The sequence below is a fragment of the Providencia sp. PROV261 genome (assembly GCF_028477945.1).
GTDB lineage: Bacteria > Pseudomonadota > Gammaproteobacteria > Enterobacterales > Enterobacteriaceae > Providencia > Providencia stuartii.
Window position 1 is genome coordinate 351,910 of sequence record NZ_JAMPMC010000003.1, and the last position, 13,307, is coordinate 365,216.

Below are 13,307 nucleotides of genomic sequence, written 5' to 3' on the forward strand. Positions count from 1 at the left end.
TCATGAAATCATGACACTAAGGAGAGTGCAGCAGTATAATTACGTGATTTTATTTTGTTTTACTCGGTTATTATCATGATGAAAAATAAAGCAAAATGATGATTTTATTATACGTAAATAATTTAAAAGGCAGAAGAGTATAATTAAGCTATACTAAATTTAGCAAATTACATTCATAAAATTTATGAATTATGTATCATTATCAAAATAAATTTGATGGTATCAATTAACTACAATTGCTAATTTTAGCTTTTGATATACCATTTAGATGGTTGATGACAGTTGTAATCTTACCAACTGAAACTAATAAGGTATCTAAATAATGGAAAGTTCATTTACTCCGACTGAAGAGTTACTTAATGCTCGCGTCGCACAGCAAAGTTCACACAGCAATCCCATTCCCTATCAGGAGATCCTCCTAACACGCCTTTGTATGCATGTTCATGGCAAGCTCCTTGAGTCTCGTAATAATATGCTCAAAGCTCAAGGGATTAATGAAACACTGTTTATGGCGTTAATGATCCTAGATACAAAAGATTCCCGCAGTATTCAACCTTCTGAGCTAAGCGCTGCTTTGGGGTCCTCACGCACTAATGCAACCCGTATTGCCGATGAACTGGAAAAAAATGGTTGGATTGAACGTAAAGAAAGTCACAATGACCGTCGTTGTTTGCATCTTCACCTAACTGAAAAAGGCTCTGAATTTTTAGCAGGGTTATTGCCTCCTCAGCATGCAGCCTTAAAAGATATTTGGTCAGTATTAGATGCTGAAGAACAACAACAACTGAATAAGTTGATGCGTAAGTTGCTAATAAAGCTAGATACTGTTAAAGATTATAGTAAATAATTAACCATTGTATTTTTGTGGGTAATGTATTTGAGGCATTTATAAGCAAAAAGGCGAAAAAAGACTTTTCTGTCTGAAAGATTTCGTTATCCTTTCTAACTTGTGCTTACGATATCCCATCAAGCAAATATTTCAATTGTTGTCTTAGTTTCCAGTGGTTAATGTTAACTGCTGGGAACATTCGTGATCTAAAATGCCGATGAGCGGAGAAACACCCAATGAGTGCCCATGAGGAAATGCAACCAACCCAAAATCCACAACCAAATAAAAAAAGAAAACGCAGAAATGCTTTAATGTTTCTCACATTCCTTTTTATTGCTATTGGCGTTGGCTGGGCAATATACTGGTTCCTTGTTTTACGCCATTATGAAACGACTGATAACGCTTACGTTGCAGGTAACCAAGTTCAAATTCAATCTCAAATTTCTGGCAGTGTTATGACGGTGAATGTCGATAACACCGATTTCGTCAAAAGCGGTACAGTATTAGTAGAGCTTGACCCTCGAGATGCTCAACTTGCATTAGAAAAAGCCAAAACCACTTTAGCAAACAGCGTTCGTCAAACCCACCAGCAGATAGTGAATAGCCGCCAATATCAAGCGAATATTGATATGAAGCGCTCTGAGCTAATTAGTCTACAAAACGATTTAAAACGCCGTGAAGTCCTTGGCAGCAGTAACCTAATCGGGAAAGAAGAACTGCAACACGCTCGCGAAGCCGTTGTCAGCGCTAAAGCAGCGCTCGAAGTGGCTATTGAGCAACTCAATGCAAACAAAGCGATCATTCTAGATACTCCCCTCGAAAAACAGCCGGCTGTCGAAGCTGCCGCAACAGAAGTTAGGAACACATGGTTAGCATTGCAGAGAACTAAAATTGTCAGCCCTGTGGATGGTTATGTCTCACGCCGTAGCGTACAAGTCGGCTCACAAATTACGACTTCAACACCGTTGATGGCTATCGTTCCTTCTGAAGGTATGTGGATTGATGCCAATTTCAAAGAAACCCAACTTGCCGATATGCGCATTGGACAGCCAGTTAAAGTAACGACTGATTTTTATGGTAAAAATATTGTCTTCAATGGCACCGTAGCAGGGTTAGATATGGGAACAGGTAGCGCATTTTCATTACTGCCTGCTCAAAACGCTACAGGGAATTGGATCAAAGTAGTTCAACGTTTACCCGTCCGTATCGTATTAGACCCGGCCCAATTGGAGCAATATCCATTACGTATTGGCTTATCGACAGAAGTGACGGTAGACACGCTTAATAAAGATGGCAAAGTGCTATCAAAAGGTATGCGTGAAGCGCCTGCATATCACACCTCTGCACTTGCCATAGATATGTCTCCTGCAGACAAAATAGTTACTGAGATTATTAACAATAACTCAGGCAACAAATAATCCGAGGTGTAATTGTGACAAATACACCGTTAACAGGATCAAAACTCGCGTGGATGACCATTGCTCTGTCATTGGCCACATTTATGCAAGTACTTGATTCAACAATTGCTAACGTTGCCATTCCAACGATTGCAGGTAATCTTGGTGCCTCTAACTCGCAGGGAACGTGGGTAATTACCTCTTTTGGTGTGGCAAATGCGATTTCAATTCCTATTACTGGATGGTTAGCCCGCAGGATTGGTGAAGTTAGGCTATTTTTATGGTCGACAGGCCTATTTGCACTAACTTCATGGTTATGTGGTATCTCTGGCAGCCTTGAAATGCTGATTTTATTCCGTGTGTTACAAGGGCTGGTTGCGGGGCCATTAATTCCCCTATCCCAAAGTTTATTGCTCAATAACTACCCCCCTGCCAAACGGAATATGGCCTTGGCGCTTTGGTCAATGACCATCGTTATCGCGCCAATTTGTGGGCCAATATTGGGTGGCTACATCAGTGATAATTATCATTGGGGTTGGATATTCTTTATCAACGTTCCATTTAGTATCGCAATTATCTTTGCCATTATGCAGACACTAAAAGGACGTGAAACCAAAATTTCTATTCAACCCATTGATACTATAGGGCTAGTACTGCTAGTTATCGGTATTGGTGCCCTGCAAATCATGCTAGACCAAGGGAAAGAGCTAGATTGGTTTAATTCCACTGAAATTATTGTGCTGACCGTCATTGCTGTTGTTGCGATATCGTTCTTAATTGTTTGGGAACTCACTGACGATCACCCTGTCATTGATCTTTCGTTATTTAAGGAGCGCAACTTCACCATCGGTTGTTTATCGCTTAGTCTTGCATATATGCTCTACTTCGGAACAATCGTACTACTTCCCCAACTCCTACAGGAAGTTTATGGTTATACAGCAACCTGGGCGGGTCTTGCTTCCGCCCCAGTAGGCTTATTGCCCTTGTTGATCACACCAATTATTGGACGTTTCGGTAATCGCATTGATATGCGTTATATCGTAACCTTTAGCTTTATTGTTTATGCTGTTTGTTACTATTGGCGTGCTTATACATTTGAGCCGGATATGGGATTTGCCGCCGCGGCATGGCCACAATTTGTGCAGGGGCTAGCGATTGCCTGTTTCTTTATGCCATTGACGACCATTACTTTATCAGGGCTTCCTCCTGAAAAAATGGCCTCAGCATCAAGTTTATCTAACTTCACACGGACATTAGCGGGTGCGATTGGTACATCCATTACTACCACAATGTGGACACAACGCGAAGCGATGCACCATGAGAATCTGACGGAGTTTATTAACCCGTACAATCCAAATTCTCAACATATGTACAGTGAATTAGCCCAAATTGGTATGAATGAGCAGCAAAGTGCCGCCTATTTAGCGAAAACCATTACCGACCAAGGGCTGATCTTATCTGCAAATGAAATTTTCTGGTTATCTGCTGGGATCTTTATTTTGCTCATGGTCATTGTTTGGTTCGCCAAACCACCTTTTGGCGCAGGCTCTAAAGGTGGCGGAGCACACTAAACTCTAATTAATAAGGTCTCATAGATTCAATATGAGACCTTATTTTATTCACCAACATGACAGTATTTATACACTATAACGAGGAAAAAAATGTTGAAATCATGGATTGAAAATAGCGAGTTACTTGCCCTAATTAACTCAATCAGCGAAGGAGAAGCAGAGCAATATCGCCGTAAACTTATTACCTATGTTAATCGCTATCAAGAAGAACATTCCTTTGATATTCTTGAAGATGTTTTCACTTATATGCAGCTAAAACTTGAAGAAGATGATCTCGATTTTACTACTTTACCCCAACAAATTAGCGACGCCATTCAGGTAGGCTACTATGAATATTGTCTAAGTTTAAATGAGATTTCAGCTGCTTATAAAATTATCAGCAAGCCCACGCCTCTCACGCGTTTAGATATCAAATCTTTTATCAATCATATATTGGAAGCATTTTCCTGCAATTACCCTAAAGAAGAGTTTTTAGACCGTGAACTAAATTATCTCACTGAATTATTAAGCGAGTTCTAAATTCACAATTTCATGCTCTATACCTTGCGTATCAATCACAGAAAGTGCAAAGGCATCAAAACCGTCACATTTGACTTGCTCCCATGGCATACTTAGCCCATTCAATAGCATAACATTTCCCATTGCATCAAACTCATAGCTCTCTTTTTCATCTTCATAATCAATATTATAAAAAAAGGAGAGCTTCAAAATCGCTGGGGGAAAGTCATATTTTATTGGTGATAACTGCTCAAGAGGCTCATCATAAGGTTGATCACAAAACATCGCATCATACCCATGAATTGTGCCATCAAACAGCAAGAATGTTTGACCTGATACAGAGTGTTTAGCAATTATTGTTAGGGGATGACTATCAGTTTCCATGATATAAGGCTGTGCTTCCTCATCGACAGAAACCACCTCACCCGTGAACCAAATTTCAAACGTATCCTCTGTCGATTGTGAGCCAAAATAAACTTCGGTCAATTCTCCGTTACCCTGTATTAAGCGGAAATCATGGGTTAAGTACGACGGAATTTTCATTCCTATCTCTCCATCAAATAATGTTGTACGCACATTGCTTAGAGCCTAATAATAAAAAAACTGCATATTAATTGGCGATAATTTCACCTTTCATATGCAGTTTTATTTATTAATTAAAATAACTAGTTAGCTTTATTCTGTTGCCACCATTGTGCCAACATAATCCCCGTCGCAACGGAAACATTGAGGCTCTCAACTTTACCTGTACCACCAATATACAGGCTCATATCCCCCTCGTTCCATACGCTGTCGCTCAAGCCATCACGCTCTTGGCCTAAGACTAACACCATTTTTGCAGGCAACTTAGCCTTCGAAATATCTTGGCTACCTTTATGGCTTGATGTCGTTACAATCGTATAACCAGCTTGGCGGAATTGGCTTAACGTGTTACTCAGACCATCAGCATCAATCGCTTTGATATGTTCAGCGCCACCTTCAGCCGTTCGAATCGCAGCACCAGACTCCACAACGCCTGCATCTTGTAAAATCACACCTTGCACGCCAAAGTGCGCACAACTACGCATGATGCCACCTAAGTTATGTGGATTACCGACATCTTCTAACGCCAAAACACAATCTGTTGCGGGTGCTTGTTGCAGATAAGTTTCCACACTCATACCACCGCGTTTTTTAATCAGAAAACAGACGCCGCCGTGGTGCTCTGTTCCAGATGCTTTCGTTAATTCTTCATCATCAACCACATGGTATGCTTTACGGTTAGCAGCCATCCACTTTAGCGCATCACGAAAACGTGGTGTGACTGATTGTAGGAACCATGCACGAACAATCGCTTCTGGGCGATTTTTAAACATCGCCTGACACGCATTTTCACCATAAATACGCGTTTCTTCTAAACGCTGTTTACGCAATTGCTCAGGGTCAATCTGGCTTTTACCGGCAATCCCACCATGATCATGGATTAACTCATCACTATTTGGCTTCGATACGGTGCGCCAAGCGGAGTGCTCACGAGGTGGTTGGCTTTTTCTATCATCAAAACGACCTGAACGCTCATTGCGACGTCCGCCGCCACCTCTTCTATCATTCGTGCGCTTATTATCTTGTTGACGCTTGCCTTTGCTATGACCATCATCTTGGCTTTCGCTACGGACATACATCACTTTTACTTTACCATTCTTACCATTAAAATCATTCGAGTCGTTCATTGCTATCCCCTACAAAGCTATGGCGCGAAGGTTACATGATGTTGCCGAGCTACGCCACTGATTCACGCTATTATTGCATCTAAAAGATGCCGAATATACTTCTATCGTCATTTAACGGATTTACGTACAATACGCGCTTTGTTTTATCAAAACCGTACAATATCAAAAGCTGCGCCCAACATGACTAAAAATGCCGTTTATACATTACGCCAAGAACGCCTGACCGCCTCAACGAAACCCTTTAAAGCACGAGGGTGTCGCGTTAAACGCTGTCATTATTGCCTACTTCCCGTTCCACAATGCCTGTGCCAAGAAATTGTTCCGATCCACGCTAAGAGCCAATTCTGTTTAATCATGTATGAGGGAGAGGTCTTTAAACCAAGTAATACAGGGAAACTGATCGCAGATATTTTACCGAATACGCTGGCTTTCCAGTGGTCAAGAACCGATCCAGACCCACAACTCCTTGCTGCGATTCAAGACCCAACACGGCAGCCTTATATTATTTTCCCTGAAAGTTATGCTCAAAGTGGAAGAACGGTAGTCAACCAGCCAACCGTTTCAGATAAACCTGCATTATTTATTTTATTAGACGGTACATGGCCAGAAGCACGCAAAATGTTCCGTAAAAGCCCTTATCTTGACCAGATCCCTGTATTATCAATCAATACAAAAGCACGAACAGATTATTTATTGCGTACCCCTTCAAAAGAGGATCAACACTGCACAGCAGAAGTTGCAGCAACACTCCTTGAGCTAGCAGGAGATACTTCCGCTTCTAAACAGCTCTTCAACCATTTTAACCTATTTAGAGACAAATACTTGGAAGGCAAGCCGCATCATCCACTCGCACAAATGCGCCAAGCAGAAAAGCAGCTAACTCAAAGTGAGTAGAAAAAATAAGCGATTGTTTATCTACAAAGATGAACGTCATGCAACTTTAGGATAGTTAGCAGTTTAAAACGTGAACATCATTAGATAATTCCATTAAATAAACAGGATAAACTAGCACTAATTATCAGATACGGCATAGTATTACTTGGCTTCTCAATATTCTTTGAACGGTGTTTTCGCTCACTAAAGCAAAAGGTTATCTGCCATGGGTTTACTGAGTCAGTTAGAATCGTTATTTAGACCAAAATCGATCGCTGTGATTGGTGCTTCTGAAAATCCGAATCGTGCAGGTTCGGTAATGATGAAAAACTTATTAACTAATGGTTTTAAGGGGCCTATTCTCCCTGTCAACCCTAACCGAAGCTCTATTCTTGGCGTGCTAGCTTACCCATCCATCGATAAATTGCCTTTAAAACCAGATCTTGCGGTCATCTGTACTCACCATTCGAAAAACCCTGAATGTTTAAAACAGCTCGGTGAATATGGCTGTAATGTGGTTATTATTTTATCATCTCCTTCAATTCAATTCGCTGAACTCAAGAAAATCGCCCAACAATATCAAATAAGGCTACTCGGTCCAAATAGCCTCGGTATACTGGCTCCATGGCAAGGGCTTAATGCGAGTTTTTCACCGATCCCAATCCTAAAAGGGAAATTAGCCTTTATCTCTCAATCCGCTGCCGTTTCTAATACCGTACTGGATTGGGCGCGTCACCGAGATATTGGCTTTTCTTACTTTATCGCCTTGGGTGATAGCATTGATATCGATATTGATGATTTACTGGATTATCTGGCTCGCGACAGTAAAACGAGTGCTATTTTGCTCTATCTTGAAAATATTAGCGATGCACGTCGTTTTCTTTCCGCCTCACGTAGCGCATCACGGAATAAGCCAATTCTAGTAATAAAAAGCGGTCGTACCCGAAAAGCTCAACAACTACTCGGTGAAAAACCAAGTCTTGATGCGGCATACGATGCTGCCATCCAGCGTGCAGGGCTGCTTCGAGTACAAGATACTCATGAAATGTTTTCTGCGGTTGAAACCCTAAGCTATATGACGCCTCTACGAGGGGAGCGCCTATCTATCATTAGTAATGGCGCCGCCCCTGCGGCGATGGCTTTAGATGAGCTACTGCAACGAAACGGTAAGCTCGCTACCTTAAGTCAAGAAACAGAAAATGAACTTAGTTCACTCCTTCCCCTTGACCTCTCAACCCAAAATCCTATCGACCTAGGTGATGATGCCACCGTTGATCGCTATATTAACGTATTGAACAAAATGCTCGATAGCCATGACCATGATGCACTGTTATTGATCTATACACCTAGTGCCATAACAGAAAGCAAGACAATGGCAGAAAAAGTCATCAAAACCATTAAGCAGCATCCAAGAGGTAAGTGGTTAACCATACTAACTAACTGGTGTGGCGAATACTCATCACAAACCTCACGTCGGCTCTTTAGTGAAGCAGGGATACCAACATATCGTACACCTGAAGGCGCGATAACCGCATACATGCATATGGTCGAGTACCGACGCAACCAAAAACAGTTAAAAGAAACGCCAGCGCTCCCAATTGGTATCACAGCCAACACTCAGCAAGCACATGAATATATTCAACAGGCTCTACAAAATAACAACTTACACTTAGACACACATGAAGTTCAGCCTATTTTACAGGCTTATGGTTTAAACAGCCTACCAACTTGGATAGCTCATTCTAGTGATGAGGCAATTGAAATTGCAGAGAAAATTGGCTACCCCGTCGCATTAAAGTTACGTTCACCAGATATTGTGCATAAATCAGAAGTACAAGGGGTAATGCTCTACTTACGTAATGCTAAAGAAGTGGGAGATGCTGCTAAAGCCATTATGGAGCGTGTATCCACCAATTTCCCCAATGCACGTATCGAAGGTTTACTGGTGCAAAGTATGGCGAACCGTGCTGGCGCCCAAGAGTTGCGTATTGCCGTTGAACTTGATCCCGTCTTCGGCCCATTAATTATGCTAGGGGAAGGCGGTATTGAATGGCAACAAGAGAGCCAAGCTGCGGTCGCTTTACCACCATTGAATTTGGCCCTAGCGCGATACCTAGTTATTCAAGCCATTAAAGGCTATAAAATCAAAGCGCGCAGTGCACTGGCACCACTCAATATCCCAGGGCTGGCGAGTTTGCTGGTGAGGGTTTCAAACCTAATTATTGATTGCCCAAATATTGCACGACTAGATATTCATCCGTTACTCGCCTCTGGAGATGAATTCACTTTACTTGATGTCTCAATGACATTAATTCCAGAGCAAGAGAACCAAAAATCAAGGTTAGCGATCCGCCCTTATCCAAGCGAACTAGAAGAAACTATCTCACTCAAAGATGATCTCACTTGTTTGCTAAGACCAATATTGCCGGAAGATGAACCACTATTAAAATCATTTATTGAGCAAGTGACTAAAGAGGATCTTTATTATCGTTATTTTAGTGAAATCAGTGAGTTTACGCATGATGATCTCGCCAATATGACGCAAATTGATTATGACCGCGAAATGGCATTCGTGGCTGTTAGGGATCCTGATTCAAACCCTGAAATTATAGGGGTGACTCGCGCAATGGCAGATCCTGATAACCAAGAGGCAGAATTTGCGGTTCTCGTCAGATCGGATATGAAAGGGCTAACTCTTGGCTATCAATTAATGACTAAATTACTGAGCTATACCCGTTCACATGGTATAAAAAAATTGACAGCAATCACGATGCCCGAAAACCGTAATATGATCAGCCTAGCGAAAAAGTTAGGTTTCGAGATTGACGTTCAATTTGAAGATGGGGTTGTAAACTTAACATTACATTTATAACCCGATAGCCTAAATAAACCTGTACAACAATTAAACAGGTTTTTAATTTATTCTAAATGGTTTGGCTAAGTATGCTATCATCGACAGATCATTCGCTTACCAATACCTGAGAGTATATTTATACAAGCGATTTGCTATTAGACTAATTAAGAGAAAATTTACACTGTGATGTTGTCAAAATTAAAACAAGCAAAACATCAACAATATTTAGCGAGTTTACCTAAACTGGCTCAGTCTATTGCTGATGTTAAAACGCTATATAAGACAGAAGATTTTCGTGATGCTCTACTTGAACAAATATCTATTGCTCAACATTGCATCTACATCACTGCGTTATATTTAGAGCAAGATGATGCAGGTAAAGATATTCTTCATGCACTGTATGCCGCTAAGCAAGCGAATCCATCATTAGAGATTAAAATACTTGTTGATTGGCACCGTGCGCAACGAGGAAGAATTGGTGCAGCCGCTAATTCAACGAATGCAGACTGGTACTATGATGTTTCGCAACAATACCCGGACATTGATATCCCTATTTATGGTATTCCTGTGAATACACGGGAAGCCTTAGGTGTCTTGCATCTAAAAGGTTTTATCTTTGATGATACTTTATTGTACAGTGGCGCTAGTATTAATGATGTCTATCTACAGCGCCATGAAAGATATCGCTACGACCGGTATCAGCTGATCAAAAATAAGGCATTAACGACATCAATGAAGACTTATATTGATGATGCCTTACTAAAATCGGATGCGATTCAGCTATTGAATAAGGCAAACAGACCCAAAACCGCCGAATTCAAAAATATCATCAAACAATTCCGTCTTTCACTTAGAGGAAGCTCATATCAATTTAAGGGTAATGCAACTAATGGTGAATTAGCCGTCACGCCTCTAGTTGGTTTAGGCAAAAAAAATGACCTAAACCGAACAATTACCCATCTAATGAGTTCAACACAAAATAAACTCACAATCTGTACCCCTTATTTCAATCTTCCAGCCGTATTAGTTAGGATTATTAGCCGACTATTACGTGAAGGTAAGCAGGTGGAAATTATTATTGGTGATAAAACTGCTAATGATTTCTATATTCCCCCTGAAGAGCCATTTAAAATTATTGGGGCTTTGCCGTACCTCTATGAGATTAATCTACGGCGGTTTGTTAGCCGCTTACAAAAATTTGTTGATAGTAAGCAATTAACAATTCGTCTGTGGAAAGATGGTGATAATACTTATCACTTAAAAGGGATGTGGGTTGATAGCCAATGGCAACTTATTACAGGCAATAATCTTAACCCACGAGCGTGGGGATTGGATCTTGAAAATGCGGTTTTAATTCACGACCCAAATCAAGAGATGCAAGAGCAGCGTCAGCATGAACTTGACTGTATTCGCACTCATACAAAAATTGTGAGTCATTATCGTGAATTAGATAGTATCCAAACCTATCCAATCAAAGTGAAAAAACTCATTCGCCGCTTAAGACGAATTAGAGTAGACCGCTTAATCAGTCGTATTTTGTAATTTATCCGTATCTTGTATCTATAAAAAGCGCCACGACAGTGGTGCTTTTTATATTAGACCCGTTGATAAACAAATGAATCTGCTAAAAACATTATTATCTTATTTACTTGTTGGCTTAATTTTTACGATAACAGGCTGTTCAGGGGCTCACTGGGCAAATGATAATTGGCAAGGTAAGGATAAGGCACAGCATTTTGCTTTTTCAGCCGCAATGGCGATGGCCGGCAATGCTTATGCTGATAGGCAAAATTGGCAACATCGAGATGCTGCGCAATTTGGCGTTTTATTTTCCATTACCCTAGGAGCGGCAAAAGAGCTGTATGACAGTCGACCTAATGGTACGGGATGGAGCTGGCATGACTTTGCTTATGATGTCGCTGGAGCCGTTGCTGGGTATAGTTTATATCAAAGTTTAAAATAAGAACCAGTAATGATTTAGCAAATTTATTTGCTCCCTACTTTTTATTCGCATATAGCGCGTATTCTTCACGAGTCATACCGCCGAATTGCCGATTAAAATCATCAAATGTTATATCTTCAGATATACCAAAATGAGCAAAAGCCAGTTTTTCCAACGGTGTTTTACGACTTTCTACTGTTTTTATTTCTGAAAAACTGACACCAAAATTAACACCATGTCTCAACAATTCCATATCTTGAATACCACTAGGTAGCATTGATGCGTGTTCATTTGGATGGCTTTTTATTCCAACTCCCCAACATAATCGAGTAAAAGAGTCATTAGATAGTGATCTTCCCGCTTGAATGGGAAAATCAATATCATCGGCAGTTAAAAGTTTATTTCCAATAATCTCGTATACACCTCTCATAACATGGTCATCCATCATGAAAAATGAATCCGATAAGCTGTGCTGTATAATTTCTTCAATAGGCATATTTTTTTCTTGGCTTTTGAACTGATACGTTCGAACAATTAAGGGAACCGTCATGAGATCATTCCAAATATGCTCTTGCTTCAGCACGCCTGCTTTTTTTATCTTAGTGATCTGACCTATAATCAGAGCAAATCCATAATATTCTAGGTCTATTTCATAACAAAAAATATCGCCATTCTTATATTTAACATTTTTTCGTGGGGCATTTTTCATACGTTCCACTTTAGAGAAATAACGTTCATCTCTTGAAGACACAAATGTGGCTAACCATTGGCGAAACGCATCAACAGTTCCAATTTGCTGAGGAAATGGAATAGGTAAACGAAGGCTATTTTGGCTATTCGTCACATTTAACGTCGCACCAATTCCTGAAGTGCTTAAAGTTAAACTAAAACGACAACCCGTACTTTTCATTCCATTAATCGATGTATAATTTAATTTTTTCTCTTTGCCTTTTGCTGTTCTAGGCAAAACAAACTCTCTATTTCTCGTTTTAATCAAATTATCTTCTTCAATATATAGGGTATTGATAAAACCCTCACCACTATGCTCATAGTTATAGATAATTTTACAGATAGCATCACCATCAAAATAAACAACCATCCCTTTTTTGATTTCAACTCTATCCCATTTAGCGGATATCAATTCCAAGCCAAAAAGCTCTCTTTCATCATTGGTGAGGATGATATTTTCCATGTATTGACTACCCATAACCTATACCTCTATAAATCTGAATATTTGAACTGTAAAAATACCTAAAATGTAGGTAATCAACATCATCCATTCCCTCTATCAATACCAGAAAGTTTTTTTATTTTTGCTAGTTATTTACCTATAAGTAGATAAAATTGATATCGAGTACTCTGTATGATAAAGCGATCTAAACCATTATGTTATTTAGATACAGATTGCTATCCATAAAAAATAAATACCAGTCATTCCATATAAAATGGTATCAAACATTAAAATAATGTCTAATGGTGAGTCATTCCTTTATCTCTACTCAATATATTTGCTACCAATATGCAGTTCGCTGGCACAGGATTGGTGAGAAAGAGCCATCAATGGGGTTAGTGGTGACAGTGGAGGTAAAAGGATTACAGTATGACGTGCTCCAAACGCAAAAAAGCCACCCATC

The 13,307-nt window shown here is 40.1% G+C and carries 11 protein-coding genes; 8 read left to right on the forward strand and 3 right to left on the reverse strand.

Translation table 11 applies throughout. The features are described from left to right. Positions 1-322: 322 nt before the first annotated feature. The 4 genes from mprA to PR675_RS02130 all read left to right on the forward strand — a co-directional run bounded on the left by mprA (position 323) and on the right by PR675_RS02130 (position 4,316). The gene (mprA, locus tag PR675_RS02115) at positions 323-847 is read left to right on the forward strand and encodes a transcriptional repressor MprA (RefSeq protein WP_004917591.1); all 525 of its coding nucleotides are present in this window, start codon (positions 323-325) and stop codon (positions 845-847) included. A 218-nt stretch (positions 848-1,065) separates the two neighbouring features. After that, a complete protein-coding gene (gene emrA, locus PR675_RS02120; RefSeq protein WP_004917588.1) occupies positions 1,066-2,247 on the forward strand; it encodes a multidrug efflux MFS transporter periplasmic adaptor subunit EmrA in 1,182 nt (393 codons plus the stop codon). Positions 2,248-2,261: 14 nt separating this feature from the next. Beyond that, on the forward strand, positions 2,262-3,797 hold the full coding sequence (gene emrB / locus PR675_RS02125; RefSeq protein ID WP_036943452.1) for a multidrug efflux MFS transporter permease subunit EmrB: 1,536 nt from the start codon (positions 2,262-2,264) through the stop codon (positions 3,795-3,797). A 90-nt stretch (positions 3,798-3,887) separates the two neighbouring features. Then, positions 3,888-4,316, forward strand: a complete 429-nt coding sequence (locus PR675_RS02130) for a hypothetical protein (protein ID WP_004917584.1) — start codon at positions 3,888-3,890, stop codon at positions 4,314-4,316. Here the strand turns inward: PR675_RS02130 and PR675_RS02135 are convergent. Then, positions 4,302-4,838 (reverse strand): hypothetical protein, encoded by a 537-nt coding sequence (locus PR675_RS02135; RefSeq protein WP_060560647.1) that lies wholly within the window; start codon positions 4,836-4,838, stop codon positions 4,302-4,304. The genes PR675_RS02130 and PR675_RS02135 overlap by 15 nt on opposite strands. 122 nt (positions 4,839-4,960) lie before the next feature. Further along, on the reverse strand, positions 4,961-6,004 hold the full coding sequence (locus PR675_RS02140) for a tRNA/rRNA methyltransferase (protein WP_060560646.1): 1,044 nt from the start codon (positions 6,002-6,004) through the stop codon (positions 4,961-4,963). Positions 6,005-6,184: 180 nt separating this feature from the next. On the opposite strand from PR675_RS02140, the gene PR675_RS02145 reads away from it, so the two are divergent. The 4 genes from PR675_RS02145 to PR675_RS02160 all read left to right on the forward strand — a co-directional run bounded on the left by PR675_RS02145 (position 6,185) and on the right by PR675_RS02160 (position 11,694). Next, positions 6,185-6,898, forward strand: coding sequence for a tRNA-uridine aminocarboxypropyltransferase (locus PR675_RS02145; protein ID WP_060560645.1), 714 nt, complete (start codon positions 6,185-6,187; stop codon positions 6,896-6,898). A 205-nt stretch (positions 6,899-7,103) separates the two neighbouring features. Further along, complete coding sequence (locus PR675_RS02150; RefSeq protein WP_014657698.1) at positions 7,104-9,749, forward strand: bifunctional acetate--CoA ligase family protein/GNAT family N-acetyltransferase; 2,646 nt, start codon at positions 7,104-7,106, stop codon at positions 9,747-9,749. A 168-nt stretch (positions 9,750-9,917) separates the two neighbouring features. After that, the gene (pssA, locus tag PR675_RS02155; RefSeq protein ID WP_004917572.1) at positions 9,918-11,273 is read left to right on the forward strand and encodes a CDP-diacylglycerol--serine O-phosphatidyltransferase; all 1,356 of its coding nucleotides are present in this window, start codon (positions 9,918-9,920) and stop codon (positions 11,271-11,273) included. Between the two features lie 73 nt (positions 11,274-11,346). Further along, complete coding sequence (locus tag PR675_RS02160; protein ID WP_060560644.1) at positions 11,347-11,694, forward strand: YfiM family lipoprotein; 348 nt, start codon at positions 11,347-11,349, stop codon at positions 11,692-11,694. 34 nt (positions 11,695-11,728) lie between these two features. Here PR675_RS02160 and PR675_RS02165 read toward each other — a convergent pair whose 3' ends face one another. Then, positions 11,729-12,865, reverse strand: coding sequence for an immunity 26/phosphotriesterase HocA family protein (locus tag PR675_RS02165; protein WP_258002920.1), 1,137 nt, complete (start codon positions 12,863-12,865; stop codon positions 11,729-11,731). Between the last annotated feature and the right edge of the window lie 442 nt (positions 12,866-13,307).